This window comes from Enterobacter cloacae complex sp. SHL009, from assembly GCF_049237205.1.
GTDB classification, from domain to species: Bacteria; Pseudomonadota; Gammaproteobacteria; order Enterobacterales; family Enterobacteriaceae; genus Enterobacter; species Enterobacter cloacae_M.
On sequence record NZ_JBMKIW010000001.1, the window covers coordinates 281,361 to 305,741 of the forward strand.

Genomic DNA, 24,381 nt, shown 5'->3' on the forward strand with positions numbered 1-24,381 from the left:
TGCCGCTGGGTTTAGAGTGGGGCTTCCGGTACAGCAGAGGGAGCACCCATGAAAAAGCGCAGTGTGATAGCAATAACCGCTCTGGCGGCGATGAGTTTTCAGGTTTTAGCAACAACGCCTTTCGGCGTCACCAGCCGGGATATTTCCGGCGAAAAGCGGCTGGCGCAACAGCAGGTATTTGAAGGATTTGGCTGCCACGGTGGGAATATTTCTCCACAGCTGGCGTGGAAAAAACCGCCCGCCGGTACGAAAAGTTTTGCCGTTACGGTATATGACCCGGATGCGCCCACCGGCAGCGGCTGGTGGCACTGGACCGTAGCCAATATCCCGGCGAAGACAATGACGCTGCCCGCGGATGCCGGTAACCCGAACGGCGAGAAATTACCTGCCGGCGTTGTGCAGGGGCGTAATGATTTCGGCTATTCTGGATTCGGCGGCGCATGTCCACCCGAAGGGGACAAGCCTCATCGCTATCAGATTACCGTCTGGGCCCTGAACGTGGATAAACTGCCCGTCGACAACAATGCCAGCGGTGCGCTGGTCGGTTTTATGCTCAATAGTCACGTTCTGGCAAAGGCTCAGTTAACAGCAACCTACAGCAGATAAGGATGGCAGAGTGCAGGAGTTTCATTTTCGACATAACCATCTTACCGCGGGTGAAGTGACTGCCAGCAAAATGCATCGCCTGCACCAGGTTAAGCTCTTTTTTCCGGCTATTTGTCATATCACTCACGGCACTAAGGTGATAGTTCAGGATGATAACCGTCTGGAAGCGACACGGGATGAGCTCATCATTATCCCGGCCAATACGGCGATGGAGATAATCAATCAGCCTGTAAACGGTCTGTTTCACTCGGATTTGCTGATGTTGTCCCCGGAGATTGTCGCCGAGTTTAAAGCGCATTACCTGAAGTCCTGGCCGCGCACGACGCTGCATTCGCTCTGCGCCCCGCTGAGCGAGGGGCTGGCGTTTATGTGGGGCAACCTGCTGCACGCCGTGCGTCAGGATTTACCGGAGGCGCTACAAAAGCATCAGGCTTTCGGTCTTTTGCTGGCCCTGCTGCACGATGGCGTGGCGGGTCCGCTGCTTGTTGAGCGAAACAGTAACCTGACCGAGCAGGTGCGGCAGTTCATTATGCTGTCGCCCGCCAGAGACTGGACCGCGCAGGACGTTGCCAGCCGTCTGGCCTTAAGCGTGCCGACGCTGCGCAGACGCTTACGTAAAGAGTCGCAGAGTTTTCGCCAGATCGTGGAGGAGGTGAGGATGGCCGTTGCTTTGTCACAGCTCCAGTCAACCCGATTACCAATTGGCGAAATCGCATTACAATGTGGGTATCTTTCCAGCTCTCGTTTCACCGCCCGTTTCCGGCAGCACTATGGCTGTTTGCCGAAAACGCTACGTTAAGGAGAAGAAAAATGTCAAAAGTCTGCACCATTGCCTGGGTTCACGGCGTTGTTCAGGGCGTGGGGTTCCGCTACAGCACCCAGCGCGAAGCGGTTGAGCTTGGGCTAACGGGATACGCGCGAAATATGGACGACGGCAGCGTTGAGGTGGTCGCCTGCGGCGAAGCGGAGCAGGTCGACAAGCTGGTGGCGTGGCTGAAAGCGGGCGGGCCGCGCAGCGCGCGGGTTGATAAGGTCTTAACGGAACCGCATCAACCCGGGCGAGAATACGTAAACTTCGGTATTCGCTATTAAATACACTTCACCGGCTTAGGCAGGCCGGCAATTTTGGTGGCCTGTTTTGCCGGGCCTTTCGGGAACAGACGATACAGATAGCGGCTGTTGCCTTTCTCTTCGCCGAACTTATTGGCCATGGCTTTAACCAGCATGCGGATCGCCGGAGAGGTGTTGAATTCCAGATAAAATTCGCGGACAAAACGCACCACTTCCCAGTGTTCGGGGGAGAGGGTAATCGCCTCTTTTTCAGCAATCACTTCCGCCAGCGCTTCGCTCCACTGGGCACTTTCTTTCAGATAACCTTCGTTATCGGTCTCGATCTCTTTGCCTTCAAAACTCAACATAGTCATTCACGCGTTAGTCAAAAACCGCGGCAGTGTACCAAAAAACAAAGCCCCGCATAAGCGGGGCCAGGTTCACAGCGCCGTAACTTAATCGCGGCTGGCGAAGCCCAGGATGCTCAACAGGCTGACGAAGATGTTGTACAGCGACACGTACAGGCTCACGGTGGCGCGGATATAGTTCGTCTCACCGCCGCGAATGATGTTGCTGGTTTCAAACAGGATCGCGCCGGAAGAAATCAGAATAAACACGGCGCTGATCGCCAGGTGCAGGGCAGGCAGCTGCAGGAAGATGTTAGCCACCATGCCCACCAGCACCACAACAATACCCGCCATCAGCATACCGCCGAGGAAGGACATGTCCTTACGGGTGGTCAGCACGTAGGCCGAGCAGCAGAAGAATACCAGCGCGGTACCGCCCAGCGCCATGCCGATAAGGTCGCCCATACCGGCAGACAGATACGCGTTCAGCATCGGTCCCAGGATGTAGCCCAGGAAGCCGGTGAAGGCAAAGGCCGACAGAATACCGACCGGTTTGTCAGCGGTTTTGTAGGTCAGGAACATCAGACCGTACATACCCACCAGCGTCAGAATGAGCCCCGGAGACGGCAGCATCAGCAGGGTGCTGGCGGTGGCGGTGATCGCCGAAAACGCCAGCGTCAGGCTGAGCATGAAATAGGTATTGCGCAGCACCTTGTGGGTGCTGAGTAGCGATGTGCGGTCGCGTGAGGAAGTAATTATACGATCCATGAGTCACTCTCTTATGACAGATGTAATTAACGGAAAGAATAGAAAACGGGGCGCCAGTCTCAAAGTGGTTTTACCCATCTTTACTCAGCAGGTTAGCGCTGGAGCTGGTTGTTTCTTCTGCATAAATACATTTCACCAGTATGAACAGCGGTTTGGCGCGATTAATCAGATCAACCTCTTATAGGTTACTGAAAATTATTGCGTTATTACCATAAGGCCGCTAAGAGTTATTTCCGGATCGTCACAAAAACAGACAATAAGGCGAAGGAAATGAAACCACAAACACGCACGCGCTTTACGCTCTCTTTACTTACCGCAGGGATCCTGTGCGCCAGCACGGCTACCTGGGCGGCTAACGTGCCGGCAGGAACGCAGCTGGCCGATAAGCAGGAACTGGTCAGGAACAACGGTAATGAGCCCGCTTCGCTCGACCCGCATAAAGTCGAAAGCGACGTCGAATTCAATATTATCAGTGATTTATTCGACGGGCTGGTCAGCGTTTCCCCGTCGGGTGAAGTTCAGCCCCGACTGGCGGAAAAATGGGAGAACAAGGACAACACCGTCTGGACGTTCCATCTGCGCCCGGGCATCACCTGGAGCGACGGTACTGCCATCACCGCGGAAGATGTGGTCTGGAGCTGGCAGCGTCTGGTTGATCCTAAAACCGCTTCACCATATGCCAGCTATCCAGGCAACATGCACATCGTAAATGGTGCGGATATCGCTCAGGGGAAAAAAGCGCCCGATACGCTGGGCGTAAAAGCGATTAACGACACCACGCTGGAAGTGACGCTCACGCAGCCAAACGCGGCCTTCCTCGCGATGCTGGCGCACCCGTCGCTGGTGCCGGTGGATAAAGTGCTGATTGGCCGATTCGGCGATAAGTGGACCAAACCGGAGCATTTCGTCAGCAGCGGGGCGTATAAGCTGTCGCAGTGGGTGGTCAACGAACGCATCGTGGCGGAGCGCAACCCGCGCTACTGGGATAACGCGCATACCGTGATTAACAAAGTCACCTACCTGCCCATCACGTCCGAGGCCTCGGACGTGAACCGCTATAAGGCGGGCGAAATTGATATCGTGTATACGGTGCCGATTAACCAGTTTGCCCAGCTCAAGAAAACCCTGGGCAGCGAGCTGGACGTCTCTCCGCAGCTGGCGACCTATTACTACGAATTCAATACCACCCGGCCGCCGTTCAACGATGCGCGCGTGCGTAAGGCGCTCAACATGGCGCTGGATAAAGACATCATTGCCGGGAAAGTATTAGGGCAGGGGCAGCGCCCGGCGTGGCTCATCAGCCAGCCGGATATCGGCGGCGTTAAGCTGCAGAACCCGGATTACGCCAGCTGGCCTCTGGACAAGCGCATCGCCGAGGCGAAAAAGCTGCTGAACGAGGCCGGATATAACGCCAGCCATCCTCTGAGTTTCAACCTGCTCTATAACACCTCTGAATCGCACCAGCGCATCGCGATTGCGGCCAGCTCCATGTGGAAGAAAAACCTTGGCGTGGATGCAAAGCTGCAAAACCAGGAGTGGAAAACCATGCTGGATACTATGCATACCCACAACTTTGACGCGGTGCGGTACGCGTGGATTGCCGATTACGACGATGCGGCGACCTTCCTGAACAACTTCCGCACCGGCGACAGTGAAAACACCAGCCAGTACAGCAATCCGGACTACGATCGGGCGCTGATCGATGCTGCGAAAGCCAAATCAGCGGAAGAGCGGGGTAAGTACTACCAGCAGGCGGAAGATCTGCTGGGGCGTGATGTACCCGCCATTCCGGTTTATCACTACGTTCGTACGCACCTGGTAAAACCGTGGGTAGGCGGATTTACGCCGGATAAGCTGGGGTACTATTTCACGAAAGACATGTACATCAAAAAACACTAGGTCTGTGCTGATAAAATCGTCGATGTGTCGTCAGTTCAACCGATTAAACACGTTTTGACTATTTTTACAGCGAACGAGTGCAGCCACTCTTTACAGCTCGCGGTGAGGTGTTTATAGTTCGCCTCACTTAGGAAGTGTGGCCGAGCGGTTGAAGGCACCGGTCTTGAAAACCGGCGACCCGAAAGGGTTCCAGAGTTCGAATCTCTGCGCTTCCGCCAGATATAAACCCCAGGTTACTCGTTAACCTGGGGTTTTCCTTTTGGATTTGCCGATCCGCCTCACACTTTTAAGTCCCTGCCATTTCCCTGTAAAAAACAGGCGTTATCATTCACCCTGTAAATATATTGCTATCTCTTACCGAGGCTTTGATGCTGGAGAATGTTTTCATCAGATAATCAGTTTCCCGCCCTTTTCAGGACGGACTGGTTATCGCTGCGCTTAAACCTTACGCGCGCACCTGCGGGTGTGGGCTCGTTTTTACGCATGATGATTACACAGGTTTTCCAGTATGAATTTATCCCGTCAGGAACAACGTACCTTACACGTTCTCGCCAAAGGTGGACGAATTGTCCACGTCCGCGACAGCTCTGGCCGCGTCACTTCCGTTGAGTGCTACACCCGTGAAGGGCTGGTGCTGAGCGACTGCACGCTTAGCGTCTTTAAAAAACTCCGCACCAAAAAGCTGATCCGATCCGTGAACGGGCAGCCATACCGCATCAACACCACCGGGCTGAACAACGTTCGCGCCCAGCTGGATAATCGCTAAGCGGAATAAACAACGCCACCCGCGGGTGGCGTTCATGCATTGAACGGTGCAATTTAGGGATATCGTTGCGGATGCAGGAATGTAGGCCGGGTAAGCGCAGCGCCACCCGGCAATAAAGGCGACGTTTAAGAGCGGATAAAGGCCAGAATGTCCGCGTTGATAGTTTCCGCGTGCGTGGTATGCATCCCGTGCGGGAAGCCCGGGTAAATTTTCAGTACGCTGTTCGCCAGCAGCTTGTCCTGCAGCAGGGCAGCATTCTTATACGGCACGACCTGATCGTCGTCGCCCTGCATCACCAGAACGGGAACCGTGATGGTCTTTAAATCTTCCGTCTGGTCGGTCTCTGAAAACGCCTTGATCCCCTCGTAGTGGGCCTTGGCGCTACCGATCATTCCCTGACGCCACCAGTTCTGGATCGTCCCCTGTGAAACGTCCGCGCCATCCCGATTAAAGCCGTAGAACGGACCGCTGGCGACGTCGAGGTAAAACTGGGCGCGGTTAGCCGCCAGCGCTTTGCGGAAGCCGTCGAAAACCTCGATGGGCGTCCCGCCGGGGTTACCGTCCGTTTTGACCATCAGCGGCGGCACGGCGCTGACGAGCACCGCTTTGGCGACGCGCCCCTGCGGTTGCCCATACTGCGCAACATAGCGGGCGACCTGTCCGCCGCCGGTGGAGTGACCAACGTGCACGGCATTGCGCAGATCCAGGCTTTCAACCACGGCTGACGCGTCGGCCGCATAATGATCCATATCGTGGCCTTCACTCACCTGGTCCGAACGCCCGTGACCGCGACGATCGATAGCGATAACGCGATAGCCTTCAGCGAGGAAGAAGAGCATCTGGTTATCCCAGTCATCGGCACTTAGCGGCCAGCCGTGGTGGAAAACAATAGGCTGAGCCTCTTTTGGGCCCCAGTCTTTGTAGTAAATATTGACGCCGTCTTTCGTGGTTACGAATGCCATACCGCAGACTCCTCTGTTAAGAACAACACGACCCCTAAAGTGTAGGAGAAATCACAAAAGCGGTTGGTTTAATTCCGGTGAAGGATATTCATTTTGCGTCTGGGCTCTGGCGCGATGCGCCAGAGCCTTCAGGACAGGATTAACAGCAGAGGCGTTTAGCGGTTTTCTTCAATATAGCGGGCCAGGTCCGCCGGGGTTTTCAGCACCGTCGCCACGTCTGTCGGCGGGATCATGCAGCCGTAAACGTCCTGCACTTCCAGCACCATATCGACCGCCAGGATGGAGTCGAGAATGTCGGATTCAATCAGTTCATCGTGAAAGCCCACCTTACGGGATAACACTTTTTCGAACAGGGCGAGAATTTCTTGTTCCATAATTTTTCCTGGAGTCATTAATTTGTGCGGGCGTAAGCGTCCAGCAGCTTGCGGTCAATTTTGCCGTTAGGATTCAGCGGCAAAGCGTCTTTTACGATAATTTGTGAAGGCACCATATAGTGCGGAACCACCTTCGACAGCGACGTTTTGATGGTGTCCGGCGCCATATCCGTCACGCAGAACGCGGCAATGCGTAGCACGCTGCCGCAGGATTTCATCAGCGGCAGGACCACCGCTTCGTTGATGCCGGACATGGCCAGCAGGCGGTTCTCGATCTCGTTGATTTCGATACGGTAACCGTTCAGTTTGACCTGGCTGTCGTTGCGGCCCTGGCAGTAAATAAGCCCCGCTTCATAGCCAAGATCGCCGGTCCGGTAGCCGCGAAACGCTTCATCTTCCCGACGGAGTAATTTCGCCGCGTTCTCCTGCGGCAGGCCGAGATAGCCGCGCATGACGTTTTTACCCCAGATAATCAGCTCGCCGTCGGCGGAAATTTCCATTTTGCTCTCAGGCATCATGACGCCCACCGGCAGCACGGCGCTGTCGCTGTTCAGGATCGCATCCGTGATTTCAACCACGGTCGTCGCGATGGTCGCTTCCGTAGGGCCATAGGAGTTAATGATTTTGGCCTGCGGGAAACGGCGGCGGAGCTGTTTAACCAGCGCCTTATTTAACACTTCACCAATGAAGATAAAGACGCTCAGCGCTGGCAAATACTCGCTGTTGAACTGCGGGGAAAGCAGCTGCTGGTATGCAAAAGAGGGGGTCGAAACCCAGGCGGAGACCGCGCTGCTTTTCAGTCGTTCCAGCCAGTTCTCTTTCTGAATGTCCTCTTTGGCGTTCAGCACGATATGTCCGCCCATCGCCAGATTGGCCAGCAACGGTATCAGGGAGAGGTCAAAGCTGAATACCGCGTGGTTCATCAGGACCGGTTTTGCCGGCAGCGAAAAGTCCTGGCTGACCCATTTCATGAAGTGCCATACGCTTTCACGCCCAATCTGCACGCCTTTAGGTTTACCTGTGCTGCCTGAAGTAAACATGATGTAGGCCAGATCCTGCTCCTCCAGTACCTTGCCCGGTTCCCCGGTGGTGATGAACTGCCGGGTCGCCACGTCGTAATAGTAAGGGGCGCTGGCCAGATGGCAGATCTCCCGAAGGCGCTCCTGCGGATAGATGCAGTCCACCGGGATGTACGGAATGTTGTGCAGCAAACAGCTATAAATCGCCACGGCGAACTCGGCCTGCTGGTGTCCGTACAATACGACCGGCGTACCGGCAACAGGCTGGCAGCGCTGATAGCGCTGCGCCCAGTCCGTCACGGCAGCGGAAAGCTGTAGCCAGCTTAAGGCTTCGTCGCTGCCGCTGATGGCCAGCTGCTGCGGGGAGGCGGGATCGCATAATGCCGCACGTAAGAAATCCTGCAGTTCCTGAAGGTCGGAGTGATTTTTCATAGAGGTGACATTCCACTAAAGATGTAAAGGGATCCCGCGGCGCTTGCCAGCGTCAGAATTCGCCCTAAAAACGCAACGGCCGGATTCTGCAAGCCGCGATGTAACACCGGGCTGCGTTTGGCTGACCACAGCAGCATGTTGTGAGCGACGGAAATCGCGCCAAACAGCGCGCCGCTGATGACGTAATGGCGCTCCAGGCCATTCCATGCCCCCATGCAGAACAGGGTGCAAAAAATACCGATATTTTGCGCCAGCGTTTTGTTCTGACGGAAAAAATTAAACTTCATCAGGTTCATATAAACAGGCATAAAGACCACATCGCGCAGCCATTCAGACAGGCTGATGTGGAAGCGGCGCCAGAAATCCTGCGGGTTCTTTGCTAGAATCGGCATATTGAAGTTTGCCGGGATGTTGAGCCCAAACAGGCGGCCTGCGCCGATGGCCATATTGCTGTAGCCCGCAAAATCAAAGTACAGGTAGGCGCTATAGGCAATCGACATCACCACGCCCACGGTCAGCGTAAACGGCTTATGGCTCCATGGCTGCACGACAAGCGAATCAATCAGCATGGCAAACAGGAACTTCTGGACAATGCCGGTAATGATTTGCTCTAACGCCACTAAAAACTGTTCACGGGTAAGGGTGAATACGGGCTTGCTGACGTCAATCATCCATGTCCGCCAGCGGTACATTGGGCCGGCAAGGATAATAAAGGGCATAAACAGATAGCAGAAATAGTGCAGGAAATTCTGCCCTTCTTTTTTACTGCGATAGAGCAGCACGTCCACCGCGCGGAACGTCATAAAAGAGAGACCGATCATGCCCCAGTGGTTATTTAAGTGTAATTTCACCAGCAGCAACGGCAATAATGTCAGAACGATTGCCTGCCACGTTTTTAACCATCCCTTCTCTTTTAGCGTGGCAAAAACATAAAAGCTGAAAAAAACGGCGGCGGGGACAATATAATCACCCTGAAATATATATCCCCATCCCAGCGCCGTCAGCACCGATAGCGCAGATAACCAGGTCAGACGATGGCGTAATACGCGATTGACCAGCGCAAACGCCAGCGCGGATGAAAATAAATAAACAAAAAACATTCCTGAGCTGTACATCATTCGGCCTCAGAACTTTTGATATTCAAAATGCAGCTGCATACTCATGCTGTCATCGACAGAGGTCCACGCGACGATGGTAATCGCCAGCAGGAGATAAAGGAAAAAAAGACGGATCGCGATTTTCATTATTTAAAACTCTGTGCAATAAAGCGAATCATAGGAACCCAGGCCAGTTCGGAAGGGTGCAAACGATCCCAGTTCCAGCCATTTTGATAAGGCATGGCGTACATATCTAAATAAGGGATCTGGTTCTTTTCCAGAATGGTTTTAATTTGCTTATCAACCGGACGGAAGGTATCGGTATTGTAAAGCGCCCAGGGGTTAACCGGGTCGACGATAGCAATCACCTGCACGTGACGTTCTTTCAACAGCTGGACGGTTTTACTGAACGCGGCGATTTGCGCAGGCACGACGGGCGTGTCATCCCACTGTTGCCGCGTACCGTCCTCCTCGTAAATCGTTTTGTCCATCCACAGCGTGGCCGCGCTCTGCTGGCGTTTTTTATTTAACTCGCGCGCATTCGCCAGCTCTTTATCCCAGTCGGGAGCAATGTGGGCGGCTGTCTGCGGAGGCCACGGCTGTACCGCCTGGGGTGTGACGTTGAGCAGCGCCAGCCAGTCGTTTTTTATCATGGTACAGACGTTGGCAAACTGGAAGCTCAGTTCGTCCCATATCAGATCGGGGTGCCAGCCAAAGACCCGCATTTGGCCAAAGGTTAAATGGCTTATTTCTTTACTATCAATATGCTTTAAATAATTAACCAGCAGCGGGCGCGCCTGCGGATCCTTCATCAGCGGATTAAAAATAGAGCCGGGAAAATTATCGGCATAGATAGCCGGTGGCAGCCCTTTTGAGTAAAAGCTGTCAGGTGCCAGAAGCAAAACAACTTTACTGTTTGCGTTAAGGCTATTTTTAAAACGAGAGAACAGTAAAAATTGCGTTTCATCATCGACGAACGCATCGCCATACGCCACGACGGGTTTGTGCAATTGCTTATTAAAGTAATTATATACGGCGTAATGTTCATCTTCTGAGGTGGCAACCTCAGACGCGCCAATGAAGAAAATAGCATTCCCTTCTAAGGCATGGGAAATAGTTGCAATTTTTTCCGCTTGTTCTTTAGGCGTGCCCGCCATTGATTTTATCAGCGGCTGGAAGGTGAGGGGCGGATTGAAGCTCGTCACCAGCGGGTGAACACAAAGGAACAAAATGGCCAGGGTCGCCATCAGGATATGTAAGCAAAGCGTATTTTTGATTTTCATCATCAACCCGTAACACTGCATGGCAGTAATGTCTAAAATCTGCGGGAATTCAGATTTATAACAATTACACAACAAATGACCTTCTATTTTTGAGGCATTCTATACCAGAGCGATTTAAAAGGATGAGCGTTGCTATGTTACGGTATGTACAAGGTCGAGGTGAGTGACGTGAGAGCAGCGTATGGGTGATTTTTGCGCAGTCAAACGCCGGTGGGTAAAAATAGAAAAATTCCTGCTTTACAAGGCGCTAATAGATGTTTATAGTGCGCCTCACTTTGGAAGCGTGGCCGAGCGGTTGAAGGCACCGGTCTTGAAAACCGGCGACCCGAAAGGGTTCTAGAGTTCGAATCTCTACGCTTCCGCCAAATTCGAAACCCTGCGATAGCAATATCGCAGGGTTTTTTCGTTTTACAGCGCAATCACCAGTTCCCCGGAATGGCTTCGAGAACAGCACAGCGCCACCTGCTGGTTTGGCGCGCCTTTTTCCGCCTCCGACTGCACGCTATCCCGATGATCCACCACGCCGTCAATCACCGGCGTCAGGCACGCCCCGCAGATCCCCATTTCGCATGAAAGCGGCACGTCCACGCCATTTTCCTGTAATACCTGAGCGATGGTCTTATCCGCGGGCACCGGCCAGCGCTCCCCGGTCGAGGCGAGTTTGACCGTAAAGATCTCGCCTGCGTCACCGCGTGCGGCAGGGGCCGCGGGCTGAAACGCCTCGCTGTGAAGATGACCATCATCCCATCCCCTGGCCGTCGCCACGTCTCGCACTTTTTCCATAAACCCTGCCGGACCGCAGATCCAGGCGTGAAGCCCCGCCTCAGCCACCGGAAGATGTTCTGCCAGCGCCGTACGCGGGCTGGCGGTATGAATCTGGCACTCACCGAACCGGAAGAGTTCGCGCGCAAACGCCGCGCTTTCGCGGCGTTTGACGTAATAGTGCAGCTCAAACGGCGTTCCGGCCGCCTTCAGCTGCAGGGCCATTGCATACAGCGGCGTAATGCCAATGCCTGCCGCCAGCAGCAACACCCGATCAGCCTGATGCAGCGGAAACAGATTGCGCGGAGCAGAAATCGCTAATTTCTGCCCGGGTCGCAGCGTCTCGTGAACGTAGCGAGATCCGCCGCGCGAGGCGGTTTCCCGTCCCACGCAGATAAGATAGCTCTCGTCTCCGCATGCCCCGGTCAGGGAATACTGGCGCACCGCGCCGCAGGGCAGGTGCACATCAATGTGCGCGCCGGGCTGCCACGCCGGCAGCGCGTTACCGTCTTCAGCTACCAGCCTGACGGCGAGGCTTTTGTCGCCCTCGCGCCACAGCCCGTCAACAATTACGCTCAGCATATCGGCCTCCGTCATACGAGGAAAAATTCGCCAAAGCCCATCTTCTTCAGTCCCCGACGGTAGGCAATTGAGCTTTTATCGGCGGGAATATGGGCTTCCAGCGTCAGATCCAGCGGCAGACTTTCCGGGCGCTGGGTTTCGACCATCAGGCGATCCTCTTCAAAAATCCGCAGATTGAAGGCATGCACATCTTCCACCGGGATATGCAGGTCAAAGTTACGCGCGATCGGCGCGAACATGCGGGTTACACGTGACGAGACGGGCGATGCGGCGTTCATAATGACCAGTCTCGATTCTCCCGGAAAATGAATCGTCAGGGTGGCGGTAAACGGCAGATGCATTTCAAAATGGCGCAGCCACTGGAACCCTTCTGGCGCCTGCACGGGTGAACTGGCGGGATAGTTGCTCACGGAGCTCCAGTAATCGGCAACAAAACCGAACGGCGTCTCCTGCGGCTGATAGGTGGGAACCAGCTGATTACTGGGATCGGCAAAGGTATCGGTGTGGATCCAGGCAAAGTGCGCCACGTCCAGAAACCCCTCCACCTGTCGCCCGGCAAAGCCGTTCACCTCAAACGCCGGGCAGTTGATCTGCTGAAATCCGTCGTCATCCCAGTGCGGCATGGTGGGCAGGGGTACAGGATTGTCCGGGTCAAACGCCAGGCAGGTCCAGATCAGGCCGAAGCGCTCTTCCACGGCGTAGTTTATCAGGTTCAGCTTCGCCGGAACGGGCTGGTCGGGGCTGGACGGAATACGGTTGCAGCGCCCGTCCTCCCCAAAGCGGAGGCCGTGGTAGGGGCAGATAATCCCATGCTCATCGTGAAAGCCGAGCGTCAGCGGCACGCCGCGGTGCGGGCAGACGTCACGGGCGACCACGACCTGGTCGTTAATCCGGTAAATCACCAGCTGTTCATCCAGCAGGGTCGCCTTAACCGGTGCCGGGCCAACGTCGCAGGCGCGCGCAACCGGATGCCAGCATTTCGCGAGGCGCAGCCAGTCCTCTGGCTCAAACGTGCAGTGGGCGGGTGGAGTCGGTTCTCTTTTCATCGTTGTCCCTCTTACGTTCAGCCCAACGGGCCGCCCTGAATGGTCTCGCACAGACCGTTGATGATGCGCTCGCCGGTCTCTTCTTTGAGCTCCTGATACCAGGCCTGCGTCAACGCCATGTCTTTCCCGTGGGTGACGTCGCAGCGCTTACGGGCCTTCAGGACCAGGTCGCGCACCCGGTCGCAGCGCAGCGCCTCGTACTGCCGCAGCGCCAGCGTGATGTTGTGGTTTTCTCGCAGGCATTCTCCCAGCACCACGGCATCTTCCATCGCCGCACAGCCGCCCTGGCCGATATCCGGCGTGGTGCTGTGTCCGGCATCGCCGAGCAGCGCGACGTTGCCGCGCACCAGGCTGTCGAACGGCTCAATGTCGTGGATTTCAATGCGGTTGGTCGTTTCAGGATCCAGCGCCGCGATAAGCTTCTGCACCGGCGGCGCCCAGCCGCGGAAGTAGCCCGTAAGGTCGGCGCGCAGGGTGGTGCGATCCTCCGCCAGGCCCGCGGGCAGCGGCACGTCAAAAAAGAAGTAGAAGCGTCCGCCGGAAACGGGCATCAGCGACACGCGTTTGCCTTCGCCAACGAAGGTTGTCCACTGGTGCGCCGGGGCGATTTCTTCGTCAATCTTCACCAGCCCGTTCCAGTTCACGTACCCGGCGTAGCGGCGCTCCGGGGTATACCCCAGCACGTACGGGCGCACGGCGGAGTGGCTGCCGTCGGCGGCAATCAGAAAATCGCCGGCTGCCGTGGTGCCGTCGGTGAAGGTCACGTTCACGCCCGCGTCGTCTTCATGGACGCGTTCGACGCGCTTGCCGAACTGCACCTTGTCGCGCCCCCAGAAGTCCAGCATTTCGCGCTGAAGCTCGGCGCGCGAGACGGGGCAGGGACGCCCGCCGGTACGCTCAACCAGCGGGGCAAGGCTGAAGCGGGTCAGGGTGTCGCCGCGCCGGTAATCCTTGTAGGCCATAAAACGCATCGGACCGCCGTACGTCTCGATGATGTCGCCCATGCCGAGGTGCTGCATGCATTTCACGCCGTTCGGCCAGATGGAGATGGCCGCCCCGACGGGCCTGATCTCTTTGACGGCTTCAAACACGGTACAGTCGATACCCGCTTTCTTCAGCGCGACGGCGGCGCTCAGGCCGCCAATACCCGCACCAATGACGATTGCTCTCATGCTTCTCTCCTTTTGCAGGGTGTAAAGACATTCAGCAATTTGCGTACCAGGCTGCAGAGAGGCGAAAACGGCGTTGTGAGGGGGACGTTTGCACTGCTAAGGTGCGCAAACACGGTGAACGTGCCTTTTTTTGAATCAAAAATTTCCAGTTGAGCTATACGGAATCGACTGTTTCACGCCCGCGTTCAGAGTGGCGTGGTTTGTGCAATAACCCGGAGAAAGACAATAAAGGAGACACTATGATCGCACTGCACGACTTCAATCATCTTCCCCACGAAAAGGCGTTAGCGCTGATTCATCCCTGCGTGGCGCTCCCCGAGTGGGCCGATGCGCTGGCTCTGAGGCGACCCTACGCCAGCCGGGACGAATTGTTCAGTACGGCAAACGCGCTGACGCAAAACTGGGATGAAGCGGCGCTGGCGCAAGCCCTGAACGCCCATCCGCGCATCGGGGAAAAGCCCGCTGGTTCACAGGCGGAGGCGGCGCTGTCGCGCCAGGAGCAGGGCGAGGTGAACGATCGCGATGCTGACCTTGCCCGGGCGCTGCGCGAGGGCAATGCCCGCTACGAGGCCCGCTTCGGACGCGTCTTTCTGATCCGCGCGAAGGGCCGCAGCGGCGAGGAGATTTTACAGGCGCTGCACGCGCGGCTGGAGAACAACGACGCGCAGGAAGTCCGTGCCGCGCTGGAACAGCTGCGGGAAATTACGCTGCTACGGCTGGAAGGAGTCATTAGCGAATGAGCACACTTAGCACCCATATTCTGGATATCTCAACGGGCAAACCCGCAGAGGGCGTGACGGTTCATCTACAACAGGAAGGGAACACGCTGGCCACGGGCGTGACCAACGCCCAGGGGCGCATCGCCGCGTTCGTTCCCTCTCTGCCCGCGGGCCGCTATCGGCTGGTGGCGGAGATCGGCGCGTGGTTTAGCGAAACCGGTCGCGACACGATCTGGCCCTGCGCGCAAATTGATTTTGTGACGGGAGAAACGGCAGACGAACATTTCCACCTGCCGTTTGTGATTGCGCCCGGCGGGTGGTCAACCTACCGGGGCAGTTGACCACACCCGCTCGCCGTTGACCCAGGTCTCGCTGATGTTGCGCTCGTCGCCGAGGGTCATCAGCACAAAAAGCTGCTCGTAGATATCCTGGCAGCGGCGATTGCGCAGGCGCTGCAGCGGCGTCACGTCGGGGTCGATCACCACGAAATCCGCCTCTTTGCCGGGCGTGAAGTTGCCAATCTTATCGTCCAGCCGGAGGGCGTGCGCGCCGCCCAGCGTGGCGTGATAAAACGCCTCGCTGGCGCGAAGGCGGTAGCTCTGGAGCTGGCCCACCTTGTAGGCCTCACCCAGGGTGCGCAGCATGCTGAAGGTGGTGCCCGCCCCGACGTCGGTGCCGATGCCCATCCGCACCCTGTGCTGCCAGCAGGCGGGCAGGCGAAACAGCCCGCTGCCGAGAAACAGGTTAGAGGTGGGGCAGAACGCCACCGCCGAACCGGTGTCGTGCAGGCACTGCCACTCGCTGTGGTGCAGATGGATCGCGTGGGCAAACACGCTGCGCTCGCCGGTCAGGCCGTAGTGGTGATACACGTCCAGATAGCGCTCGTGCTCCGGCCAGAGATCGCTCACCCAGGCTACTTCGTTGGGGTTTTCGCTCAGGTGGGTCTGCATCCAGGTATCCGGGAACTCCTCTCTGAGCAGGCTGACCGCGGCGAGCAGCTCGGGGGATGAGGTCGGCGCAAAGCGCGGGGTAATAGCGTAGCCCAGCCGTCCCCGGTGGTGCCAGCGCTGGATCAGCGCCCGCGTCTGCCGGTAGCTCTGCTTCGCGTCTTCGCTCAGGTAGTCCGGCGTGTGTCTGTCCATCATCACCTTTCCGGCGATAAGGCGCATGTTCAGGCGCAGGGCTTCGGTAAACAGCGCCTCGACCGATTCCGGATGCAGCGTACAAAACACCAGCGCGGTGGTGGTGCCGTTGCTCACCAGCTGGCTAATGAAAAATTCGGCGATCTCTTTCGCGTAGGTTTCATCGGAAAACTGGCTCTCCACCGGGAAGGTGTAGGTGGTCAGCCACTCCAGCAGCTGCTCGCCAAAAGCCCCGATCATCTCCGTTTGCGGATAATGGACGTGGGTATCGACAAAACCGGGCAGCAGCAGCCTGCCGCGCAGGTCGGTGTAGCCCTTGTGGGGGTCGAGATACTGCTCGCCCTCCTGCCACGGCATCTGCGCCAGAATTTTTCCGTTCTGTATAAACAGCACCCCGTCCTCAAGATAGCGCGCGTGTTGGGCAATCGCGTCTGCGCTGTCGCAGACCCGGGCAATATCAAAAAAAGCGCCGCGGATAGCTGTCTGATAATCCATCATGGTTCCTGCCTTAGTGCATGCGTAGCGGGGTGATAAGGCGCAGCAAGAACGGTGCCAGAATGAACGGGCAGCAGATAAGCTGCGGCCCGAGGAGGGGATTACTCTTTTTGCGTTGCCACGCGGGAGCTGAACGACGTCGCGCCCGCCGTCTCGCGCTCTTCCCGCGCCAGCCAGCGGTAGGTGACGCCGCCGAGGAAGACGCCGATAAACCAGCTGAAGTTTGCCACCTCATGCAGGGCCGGGATGAAGCTAATCACCAGGCCCACGGCAACGGACGGGATCAGCGCGCCAATCGCTTTCGGGTTGAAACCGTTGCGGTACCAGTATTTGCCCTTTGGAGTGTCGTCGAACAGATCGTCAACCGACACCTTGCCGCGCTTAATCAGGTAGAAGTCGGCAATCAAAATGCCGAACAGCGGGCCGATAAACGCCCCGAGCACGTCCAGGGTGTAGTGGATAAGCTCCGGCGAGTTGAACAGGTTCCACGGGGTAAGCAGGATCGAGCCGACGGCGGCAATCATGCCCCCGGTGCGGAAGCTGATCTTCTGCGGCGAGCAGTTAGAGAAATCAAACGCCGGGGAGACGAAGTTCGCGACGATGTTGATCCCGATGGTAGCGGTGATCATCGTCAGCAGGCCAATCGCCACGGCCAGATCGTTGCCCACGCGGCTGACGGTTTCGATCGGGTCGGTGATCATGCGGCCAAACAGCGACTGGGTGCCGGAGACAATGACTACGGTGACGATGGAGAACAGCAGGAAGTTAAACGGTAGCCCCCAGCGGTTGCCGCGGCGGATCTCGCCCATGCTTTTGCCGTAGCGGGAGAAGTCGCCGAAGTTGAGCAGCGGGCCGGAGAAGTAAGACACCACCAGCGCGGTCGCGGTGATCATCTGCCAGGTCTGCTCGCCCGCGCTCAGGGATTTGCTGGCGAGGGTGAAGGAGATCCCGTCAAAACCGGTCTTGTATACAATCCATCCGGCGAGGGCCAGCATCACCACGTAGACCGCCGGACCGGCGATATCAATAAAGCGCTTGATGGCGCTCATGCCGTGCCAGAAAACCATCGCCTGAAGTACCCACATAATGGCAAAGCAGATCCAGCCGAGATGCGACAGGCCCAGGAACGCGCCTGTGGTAAGCGAAGAGAGCGACGGCCAGAACTTCAGCGCCACCAGCATCAGGGCGTTGGCGGCCAGATAGGTCTGAATTCCGTACCACGCGAAGGCAATCAGCCCGCGGATCACCGCCGGAATATTGGCTCCGAAGACGCCAAACGCCTGACGGCTGATCACCGCATAGGGCACGCCCGCCATCTGGCTCGGTTTGGCCACCAGGTTGGCGCACAGCTGCACGATGCAAATCCCCACCAGCAGGCAAAGCAGCACCTGCCAGCTTGCCAGCCCGAGCGTAAAGAAGCTCGCGGCGACAACATAACCCCCCATGCTGTGAACGTCCGACATCCAGAACGAAAAAATGTTGTACCAGCTCCAGTTCTGGTCACGCGTCGGTGCCAGATCCTCATTGCAAAGACGTGGGCTGTAAACCGCACCGGAATCAGCGGCCGTACCCTGCTGCGCGTTTTGACTGTTTGGCATGAAACCTGCTCCTGTGAATGAAAACCCGTTAAGCGGGAGTGCAGACGGTGTTGCAGGATCCAGGCCAAAATAATAAATCTTGTATGCAATATTTTATTTTTATGTATACGATTCGATAACGAAGAGTAAAAGACGGAGTGGTGAATGAATAACATAAACGCCCTGCAGACCGCGCCAGACCTGCATGACAAAGATGAATCGATCTTTCAGGCGCTGATGACCGCGATAGTCGAACATCAGCTTCTGCCGGGGAGCAAACTGCCGGAAGAGGCGCTGGCCGAGGTGTTTGGCGTAAGCCGCACGGGCATCCGCAAGGTGCTTCAACGACTCGCCGCTGTGCAAATGGTCACCTTAACGCCCAAGCGTGGTGCACACGTCGCCAGCCCGACGGTGGAAGAGGCGCAACACATCTTCCGCACCCGCGCCCTGCTGGAGGTCGCTAACCTGCCGGACGTGCTGGCCCGCTGCCAGCCGCCGCACCTTGCCGCGCTGGAGGCCATCATTCGCCAGGAGCAGCAGGCGCACGAGGCGTACGACGGCCCGGCGGCAATTCGCCACTCCGCCAATTTCCACATTCAGCTGCAGGCCATCTCCGGCAACCAGGTGCTGACGGAGATGGTGACCGGCCTGAGCCAGCGCTCGTCATTGGTGATTGCCACCTGGGGCGCGCCGTGGCGTCAGGGGTGCCGCTGCAACGATCACGAACAGCTTGTGGATCTGCTGCGCCAGAAGGCGCTCCAGCCGCTCAGCGATGCCTTAATGCACCATTTTGAACATATCGTCGCCAGCCTCTGCTTCGAGCGGGCGGGCGAGTGTCTGCCTGATTTTGCCCGGCTGTTTGCCGGCCACAAGGAGTCGTAATGTCCTCTGTCTGTATACAAGTGATCAACCCCAACACCAGCCTCGCGATGACGGAAACCATCTGCGCGGCGGCCTGCGCGGTGGCGGCGCCGGGAACGGAGATCCTCGCGGTCTGCCCGAGCGCGGGCGTGCCGTCTATAGAAGGCCACTTTGATGAGGCCATCGCCGCCGTGGGGGTTCTCGAACAGGTTAAGCTCGGCAGAGAGCAGGGCGTGGACGGTCACGTCATCGCCTGCTTTGGCGATCCGGGCCTGCTGGCGGCGCGCGAGCTGGCACAGGGGCCGGTTATAGGCATTGCGGAAGCCGCCATGCATATGGCGACGCTGGTGGCGACGCGCTTTTCGGTGGTCACCACGCTGCCGCGCACGTTGATTATTGCCCGCCATCTGCTGCACCAGTATGGCTTTCACGATCGCTGCGCGGCGCTGCACGCTATCGATCTCCCGGTGCTGGCGCTGGAAGACGGCAGCGGTCTGGCGCAGGAAAAAGTGCGTGCGCGCTGTATACAGGCGCTGAAAGAGGACGGCTGCGGCGCCATCGTGCTGGGCTGCGGCGGCATGGCTCAGCTGGCGCAGGAGCTGACGCGCGAGCTGAGCGTGCCGGTCATCGACGGCGTCAGCGCGGCGGTGAAGATGGTGGAGTCGCTTGTGGCGCTGGGGCTGTCGACCAGCAAGCACGGGGATCTGGCCTTCCCGGAGAAAAAAGCGTTAAGCGGACAGTTTCAGGCACTGAATCCATTTTAATTTTTGGGGGTGGCAATGGGGCTTTTTGAACAGAATTACCCGCGGGATCTGCGCGGCTACGCGGGCAACCCGCCGCACGCGCGGTGGCCGAATCAGGCGCGCATCGCCGTGCAGTTTGTGCTCAATTATGAGGAAGGGGCGGAGAACCACGTTCTGCACGGCGATGCCGGATCCGAGCAGTTCCTGTCGGACATTATCGGCGCGGCCAGCTACCCGGATAAACACATGTCGATGGACTCCCTCTACGAATACGGCAGCCGCGCCGGATTCTGGCGGATCCACGGTGAATTTCAAAAGCGCGGCCTGCCGCTGACGGTCTTCGGCGTGGCGATGGCGCTGGCGCGTCATCCTGAGATCGTCGAGGCAATCAAGGCAGCGGATTACGACGTGGTGAGCCACGGCTGGCGCTGGATCCACTACCAGAGCATGGATATCAGCCAGGAGCGCGAACACCTTCACAAGGCGGTGCACGTGTTGACCGACCTTTTCGGCAAGCCGCCGACGGGCTGGTACACCGGGCGCGACAGCCCCAACACCCGCCAGCTGGTGGTGGAGCACGGCGGCTTCGACTATGACAGCGACTACTACGGCGACGATCTGCCCTTCTGGACGGAAGTGGCCTGCGGCGACGGCTCCCGTAAACCGCACCTGATCGTGCCCTATACGCTGGATGCGAACGACATGCGCTTCGCCACCGCGCAGGGGTTTAACACCGCCGAGCAGTTCTATACCTACCTGAAGGACAGTTTTGACGTGCTGTACGAAGAAGGGGAAAGCGCGCCGAAGATGATGTCCATCGGCATGCACTGCCGCCTGCTGGGGCGGCCGGGGCGTTTTCGCGCGCTGCAGCGTTTCCTGGATTACGTGCAGCAGCACGAGCGGGTGTGGGTCTGTACCCGCCAGCAGATTGCCGACCACTGGCGGGATGTGCATCCGTTTCAGAAATAACTGAGCCGTGTTTAGCCGGGTGGCGGCTGCGCCTTACCCGGCCTACAGGACCCACAGGGCATACGGGACATCGCAGGCCCGGTAAGCGCAGCGCCACCGGGCGGGTTTTTCAGCGTTACACCATCAAACTCACCTGCGCCGCCACGATCCGCCACCCGTAGGCAAACCGCACCCACGTCTGCTGCTGGCGGCCAATGCGATCCGTGCCCTCGCGGGTAAACTCGGTGCTGCACACGGCATAATCCTCCCCGAAGGTGGTAATCACGGTGTGACGCAGCGTCCGCTGCAGCCCGGCGGCGGGGCGCGCCGCGCGAAATGCGCGGATTTCATCAATCCCATACAGGTTTTCACCCGCCCCCAGACGCACCGTGTTTTTGTCGTGCCAGAACAGCTCGTCCAGCACCGCAACGTTGTTGCTCACCAGCGCGTCTTCATAGCGGTAAAACGCGGCGGTCACCTCGGCAACCACCCACGGCAGGTTAATGTCATCGTGATTCATCATGCGGCCACCTCCGCCGGACGCGCGTCGGCGATCCCACTCTCTTCCAGCACGCGCGCTACGCGCAGGCAGGCCTGCTCGTTAAACGGCGCGGCAATCAGCTGCAGGCCAATCGGCGCACCCTGGGCGGTGCGCAGCGGAACGGTGGTCACAGGTAGGCCCAGAAATGAAATCGGCTGGGTCAGCATCCCCATGCTGGCGCGAATGGGGAGCGGCTGACCGTTAATCTCCATGGTCTGCTCACCCGCGAGCGTGGCGCTGCGCGGCGTTGCCGGAGCGATCAGCACATCGGCCTGCGCGAACAGGGTTTTAAACGCCTGCCGGGCGTGCGCGCGAAACCGCTGGGCCTGAATGTACCAGGCGGAGGGGATCATTGCGCCTGCCAGCAGGCGTTCCCGGGAGTGCGGCTCAAACCGATCGGGCTCGCGGCGAAGCGCAGGCAGGTACTGATTTCCCCCTTCGGAGGCGCTGATGATAAACGCCGCGGAACGCGCCAGTTCGGCATCAGGGAACTGCAGCTCATCCTGCACGTCGAGCGCCTTCGCCACCCGCGCCACGGCGTCTCTGGCATCCGCGTCGCACCAGGTGGTGAAGTAGCCGCCGAGCACCGCGCAGCGCAGGCCGTCGAGCCCGAGGTCGAGCAGGGGGCGCGTCTGCTCGCGCGAGCTCTCTGCCTGAAAAGCGTCGCTGCTGTCCCGGCCCTGCAGCGCATCGTATACGGACGCCAGATCGCACACGCGGCGGGCAAAGGGGCCGATATGATCGAGGCTCGCGACAAACGGATGGCTGCCGGATCGTGACAGGCGGCCAAACGTGGGCTTCAGGCCGTAGATGCCGCACAGGGAGGCCGGAACGCGAATCGAGCCGTTGGTGTCGGTGCCGAGCGAAAAATGCACCAGCCCGGCGGCCACGGCGGCGGCCGAGCCGCCGGACGAGCCGCCCGCAATGCGCGCCAGATCGTGCGGGTTACGCGTCGTGCCGTAGTGGCTGTTTTCGGTCGTGAAGCCGTAGGCGTAGGCGTCCATGTTCACCATCCCGGTCAGCAGCCCGCCCGCGCTGCGCAGCTGGCGCACCGCGAAGCTGTCAGCGGCCGCGGCGGGGCGCTGGCTGAACAGCTCTGCCCCGGCAAGGGTGGTGTGGCCGGCAACGTCGAACAGGTTTTTTACCGCGTAGGGTACGCCCGCCAGCGGCGGCAGGGGGCGCTTTTCGCGGCGCAGGGTATCGATGCTCTCGGCCTCGGCGAGCATGCGTGCTTCCGTCACGGCGGTCCAGGCGCCGATCTGCGGGTTAACGCGCGCAATCGCCTCCAGCGTCTGGCGGGCAATCTCGCGAGCGCTCAGCTCGCCCGCGCCCAGCGCATGCTGGATCGCGCTGATACTCATCTCGTGTAGCCTCATGCTTTGTACACTCCAGCGATCTCCAGACGGTCGTCGAGCGGCAGCGCCATCAGCGGGGCGGCCATGCTTGCAATGCGGCTGAACTGCACCTGCAGCTCGGCGCGGCGGGCATCGTCCAGCGTCACGCCGAGCACGGACTCCATTTGCGCCAGATACGCCTGCCAGTCGGGTTGTTGTGTCGTCATTGTTTTCTCCTCAGAATCCGGCGGCCGCGCCGTTGCTGCGCGGGTCAAATGCCCCTTCGAACAGCCCGTTGGGGTGGCGGACAATCGCGCCCGCGTGGCCCATCGCTTCGCTGAAGTCAGGGAAGATTTCCACCTCGTGTCCGAGCGCCTGAAGCCGTGAGACCGTCTCAGCGGTAAAGCGTCCTTCCAGCTTTAACGTGTCCGAGGTTTGTCCCCAGGTGCGCCCCAGCAGCCAGCGCGGGCGGGAAATGCTCTCCTGCAGTGGCACGCCCTGAATCGCGTAGCGGGTAAAGAGCGCGGCCTGGGTTTGCGGCTGGCCGTCGCCGCCCATCGATCCGTAGACCATCACGCGCCCGTCCTTAAGACGCGCCGCCGCCGGGTTCAGGGTATGGAAGGGCTGCTTGCCCGGCGCGAGGGCCAGAAGACTATCGGGATCGAGGCTGAACGATGCCCCCCGGTTCTGCCAGACGATGCCGGTGTCGGGCAGCACCACGCCGCTGCCGAACTCGTGATAGATACTCTGGATAAACGACACGGCAAGCCCGCTGCTGTCCATCACTCCCATCCACACCGTATCGCCGGGGCCTTTTCCGGTGCCCCACGGCGCGGCGCGTCCGTCGTCAACCCTGTCGGCAAACGCCTGCAGGGCGGCGGGATCCAGCAGACCCTGAATATCGGTTTTCAGCTCGCGCGGGTCGGTGATGTGGGCATCGCGCAGGCCAAAGGCCAGCTTGGTGGCTTCAACGATGCGGTGAATGGTGTCGGCGTCGTCGGCCTCCGCCATATTCAGGCGGTCGATGATGCCGAGTATCGCCAGCGAGACCAGCCCCTGCGTCGGCGGGGCGTGGTTAAAAATCTCCCCCTGCTGATGCTGCAGCCTCAGCGGCGCGGTGCGCCGGGCGACGTGCGTGCGCAAATCGGCCAGCGTCACGGGCAGGCCCAGCGTCTCCATGCCTTGCGCCAGCACGTCCGCCAGCGGGCCGCGGTAAAAGCTGTCCAGACCGTCCTCCGCCAGGCGCGTCAACGTCGTGGCCATGGCGGGCTGGTAAAAGCGGCTCCCGACCTCTGGCGGCTTGCCGTCCACCAGCCAGGTTTCCGCGAAGCCGGGGATGTGCTTCAGCTCGTCGAATTTGCTGGCCGTGGCATGGGCCTGCGAGGCCGTGACCGGCGTGCCGTTCTTCGCATAGTCAATGGCGTCGGCCAGCAGGCGGGCCAGCGGCAGCGCCTTGCCGGTCATCTCGCGCGAGACCTTCAGCGCCTCGTCCCAGCCGCTCACCGTGCCGGCGACGGTCAGCGCCGCGCGGGGGCCGCGGTGGGGAATATGCGCCAGCCCGTCGTAGGCGGCGAGCGTTGCACGCGATCCCGCCGCGCCGCTGGCATCAATGGCGACAGGTTCGCCTTCCGGCGGCACGATAAGCCAGAAGCCATCGCCGCCCAGCCCGTTCATGTGCGGGTAAACCACGGCAACGGTGGCCGCCGCGGCGACCATCGCCTCTATCGCGCTGCCGCCTTCGCGCAGTACCGCCAGCGCGCTCTGGCTGGCAAGATGGTGGGGCGCAACGGCCATGCCGTGCGTGGAGACATTACTTTGCATAAAGCGTCCTCGTAACCCTGAAAGTCACAAGGTGC

The 24,381-nt window shown here is 58.9% G+C and carries 25 protein-coding genes, 2 tRNA genes and 1 pseudogene; 12 read left to right on the top strand and 16 right to left on the bottom strand.

Going from position 1 to position 24,381, the window contains the following annotated elements; genetic code table 11:
• Positions 1-48 precede the first annotated feature (48 nt).
• From ACOTZC_RS01255 to yccX, 3 genes are read left to right on the top strand one after another with little or no spacing between them, the layout of a single operon-like run.
• Positions 49-606: a kinase inhibitor gene (locus ACOTZC_RS01255; RefSeq protein WP_163353657.1), complete on the top strand. Its 558-nt coding sequence runs from the start codon at positions 49-51 to the stop codon at positions 604-606.
• Positions 607-616: 10 nt separating this feature from the next.
• On the top strand, positions 617-1,405 hold the full coding sequence (locus tag ACOTZC_RS01260; protein ID WP_163353658.1) for an AraC family transcriptional regulator: 789 nt from the start codon (positions 617-619) through the stop codon (positions 1,403-1,405).
• A gap of 11 nt (positions 1,406-1,416) precedes the next feature.
• Positions 1,417-1,698: an acylphosphatase gene (gene yccX, locus ACOTZC_RS01265; protein ID WP_029739909.1), complete on the top strand. Its 282-nt coding sequence runs from the start codon at positions 1,417-1,419 to the stop codon at positions 1,696-1,698.
• Here yccX and tusE read toward each other — a convergent pair.
• Together tusE and yccA are read right to left on the bottom strand one after the other, a co-directional pair.
• Entirely contained in the window at positions 1,695-2,024 is a 330-nt protein-coding gene (gene tusE, locus ACOTZC_RS01270) for a sulfurtransferase TusE (protein WP_045401679.1), read from the bottom strand. The genes yccX and tusE overlap by 4 nt on opposite strands.
• Positions 2,025-2,111: 87 nt before the next feature.
• Positions 2,112-2,771, bottom strand: coding sequence for an FtsH protease modulator YccA (gene yccA / locus ACOTZC_RS01275; protein WP_045401684.1), 660 nt, complete (start codon positions 2,769-2,771; stop codon positions 2,112-2,114).
• A gap of 270 nt (positions 2,772-3,041) precedes the next feature.
• On the opposite strand from yccA, the gene ACOTZC_RS01280 reads away from it, so the two are divergent.
• The 3 genes from ACOTZC_RS01280 (at position 3,042) to ACOTZC_RS01290 (ending at position 5,436) form a co-directional block, all read left to right on the top strand.
• Positions 3,042-4,670 carry an ABC transporter substrate-binding protein gene (locus ACOTZC_RS01280; protein WP_248161277.1) on the top strand — a complete coding sequence of 543 codons (1,629 nt, stop codon included), beginning with the start codon at positions 3,042-3,044 and terminating at the stop codon, positions 4,668-4,670.
• A 130-nt stretch (positions 4,671-4,800) separates the two neighbouring features.
• Positions 4,801-4,888, top strand: a tRNA-Ser gene (locus ACOTZC_RS01285).
• Between the two features lie 290 nt (positions 4,889-5,178).
• The gene (locus tag ACOTZC_RS01290) at positions 5,179-5,436 is read left to right on the top strand and encodes a YjhX family toxin (protein ID WP_021240841.1); all 258 of its coding nucleotides are present in this window, start codon (positions 5,179-5,181) and stop codon (positions 5,434-5,436) included.
• A 125-nt stretch (positions 5,437-5,561) separates the two neighbouring features.
• Here the strand turns inward: ACOTZC_RS01290 and ACOTZC_RS01295 are convergent, their stop codons facing one another.
• The 5 genes from ACOTZC_RS01295 to ACOTZC_RS01315 all read right to left on the bottom strand — a co-directional run bounded on the left by ACOTZC_RS01295 (position 5,562) and on the right by ACOTZC_RS01315 (position 10,603).
• Entirely contained in the window at positions 5,562-6,398 is an 837-nt protein-coding gene (locus ACOTZC_RS01295) for an alpha/beta fold hydrolase (RefSeq protein ID WP_126302779.1), read from the bottom strand.
• Between the two features lie 155 nt (positions 6,399-6,553).
• Positions 6,554-6,772, bottom strand: coding sequence for an acyl carrier protein (locus ACOTZC_RS01300; protein ID WP_008499867.1), 219 nt, complete (start codon positions 6,770-6,772; stop codon positions 6,554-6,556).
• A gap of 17 nt (positions 6,773-6,789) precedes the next feature.
• Positions 6,790-8,223, bottom strand: coding sequence for an AMP-binding protein (locus ACOTZC_RS01305; protein WP_239632220.1), 1,434 nt, complete (start codon positions 8,221-8,223; stop codon positions 6,790-6,792).
• On the bottom strand, positions 8,220-9,338 hold the full coding sequence (locus ACOTZC_RS01310) for an MBOAT family O-acyltransferase (RefSeq protein WP_126302777.1): 1,119 nt from the start codon (positions 9,336-9,338) through the stop codon (positions 8,220-8,222). Before ACOTZC_RS01310 ends, ACOTZC_RS01305 begins: the two co-directional genes overlap by 4 nt.
• 128 nt (positions 9,339-9,466) lie before the next feature.
• Positions 9,467-10,603: a D-alanyl-lipoteichoic acid biosynthesis protein DltD gene (locus ACOTZC_RS01315; protein ID WP_126302983.1), complete on the bottom strand. Its 1,137-nt coding sequence runs from the start codon at positions 10,601-10,603 to the stop codon at positions 9,467-9,469.
• 277 nt (positions 10,604-10,880) lie between these two features.
• Between ACOTZC_RS01315 and ACOTZC_RS01320 the strand changes: the two genes are divergently transcribed.
• Positions 10,881-10,968 (top strand) — tRNA-Ser (locus ACOTZC_RS01320).
• Between the two features lie 43 nt (positions 10,969-11,011).
• On the opposite strand, the gene ACOTZC_RS01325 is transcribed toward ACOTZC_RS01320, so the two are convergent.
• From ACOTZC_RS01325 to hpxO, 3 genes are read right to left on the bottom strand one after another with little or no spacing between them, the layout of a single operon-like run.
• Positions 11,012-11,947, bottom strand: a complete 936-nt coding sequence (locus ACOTZC_RS01325) for a PDR/VanB family oxidoreductase (RefSeq protein ID WP_126302776.1) — start codon at positions 11,945-11,947, stop codon at positions 11,012-11,014.
• A gap of 11 nt (positions 11,948-11,958) precedes the next feature.
• Positions 11,959-12,993 carry a molybdenum cofactor-independent xanthine hydroxylase subunit HpxD gene (hpxD, locus tag ACOTZC_RS01330; protein WP_045401711.1) on the bottom strand — a complete coding sequence of 345 codons (1,035 nt, stop codon included), beginning with the start codon at positions 12,991-12,993 and terminating at the stop codon, positions 11,959-11,961.
• Between the two features lie 17 nt (positions 12,994-13,010).
• Positions 13,011-14,165, bottom strand: a complete 1,155-nt coding sequence (hpxO, locus tag ACOTZC_RS01335; RefSeq protein ID WP_023311051.1) for an FAD-dependent urate hydroxylase HpxO — start codon at positions 14,163-14,165, stop codon at positions 13,011-13,013.
• A 239-nt stretch (positions 14,166-14,404) separates the two neighbouring features.
• On the opposite strand from hpxO, the gene uraD reads away from it, so the two are divergent.
• Positions 14,405-14,905, top strand: coding sequence for a 2-oxo-4-hydroxy-4-carboxy-5-ureidoimidazoline decarboxylase (uraD, locus tag ACOTZC_RS01340; RefSeq protein WP_047174518.1), 501 nt, complete (start codon positions 14,405-14,407; stop codon positions 14,903-14,905).
• Positions 14,902-15,225 (top strand): hydroxyisourate hydrolase, encoded by a 324-nt coding sequence (gene uraH / locus ACOTZC_RS01345; protein WP_248168981.1) that lies wholly within the window; start codon positions 14,902-14,904, stop codon positions 15,223-15,225. The genes uraD and uraH overlap by 4 nt, the downstream gene beginning before the upstream one ends.
• On the opposite strand, the gene guaD is transcribed toward uraH, so the two are convergent.
• Together guaD and ACOTZC_RS01355 are read right to left on the bottom strand one after the other, a co-directional pair.
• Positions 15,205-16,524: a guanine deaminase gene (gene guaD / locus ACOTZC_RS01350; RefSeq protein WP_047174520.1), complete on the bottom strand. Its 1,320-nt coding sequence runs from the start codon at positions 16,522-16,524 to the stop codon at positions 15,205-15,207. The two genes, uraH and guaD, sit on opposite strands and share 21 nt — an antisense overlap.
• A gap of 98 nt (positions 16,525-16,622) precedes the next feature.
• Entirely contained in the window at positions 16,623-18,119 is a 1,497-nt protein-coding gene (locus ACOTZC_RS01355; protein ID WP_032649014.1) for an NCS1 family nucleobase:cation symporter-1, read from the bottom strand.
• Between the two features lie 144 nt (positions 18,120-18,263).
• Between ACOTZC_RS01355 and ACOTZC_RS01360 the strand changes: the two genes are divergently transcribed.
• From ACOTZC_RS01360 to puuE, 3 genes and pseudogenes are all read left to right on the top strand, one after another.
• The gene (locus ACOTZC_RS01360; protein ID WP_010429412.1) at positions 18,264-18,980 is read left to right on the top strand and encodes a GntR family transcriptional regulator; all 717 of its coding nucleotides are present in this window, start codon (positions 18,264-18,266) and stop codon (positions 18,978-18,980) included.
• A pseudogene (gene hpxA, locus ACOTZC_RS01365) lies at positions 18,980-19,854 on the top strand (allantoin racemase). The gene ACOTZC_RS01360 and the pseudogene hpxA overlap by 1 nt, the downstream one beginning before the upstream one ends.
• Entirely contained in the window at positions 19,772-20,671 is a 900-nt protein-coding gene (gene puuE, locus ACOTZC_RS01370; RefSeq protein ID WP_240337784.1) for an allantoinase PuuE, read from the top strand. Before hpxA ends, puuE begins: the two are co-directional and overlap by 83 nt.
• Positions 20,672-20,786: 115 nt before the next feature.
• Here the strand turns inward: puuE and hpxZ are convergent, their stop codons facing one another.
• Genes hpxZ through hpxW form a run of 4 tightly spaced genes read right to left on the bottom strand, consistent with a single transcriptional unit; the run spans position 20,787 to position 24,346 of the window.
• The gene (hpxZ, locus tag ACOTZC_RS01375; protein WP_045401744.1) at positions 20,787-21,173 is read right to left on the bottom strand and encodes an oxalurate catabolism protein HpxZ; all 387 of its coding nucleotides are present in this window, start codon (positions 21,171-21,173) and stop codon (positions 20,787-20,789) included.
• Positions 21,170-22,567, bottom strand: a complete 1,398-nt coding sequence (locus ACOTZC_RS01380) for an AtzE family amidohydrolase (RefSeq protein ID WP_248168983.1) — start codon at positions 22,565-22,567, stop codon at positions 21,170-21,172. The genes hpxZ and ACOTZC_RS01380 overlap by 4 nt, the downstream gene beginning before the upstream one ends.
• Entirely contained in the window at positions 22,564-22,752 is a 189-nt protein-coding gene (gene hpxX, locus ACOTZC_RS01385) for an oxalurate catabolism protein HpxX (RefSeq protein ID WP_047174808.1), read from the bottom strand. The genes ACOTZC_RS01380 and hpxX overlap by 4 nt, the downstream gene beginning before the upstream one ends.
• A gap of 10 nt (positions 22,753-22,762) precedes the next feature.
• Entirely contained in the window at positions 22,763-24,346 is a 1,584-nt protein-coding gene (hpxW, locus tag ACOTZC_RS01390) for an oxamate amidohydrolase (RefSeq protein WP_421635555.1), read from the bottom strand.
• Positions 24,347-24,381 lie beyond the last annotated feature (35 nt).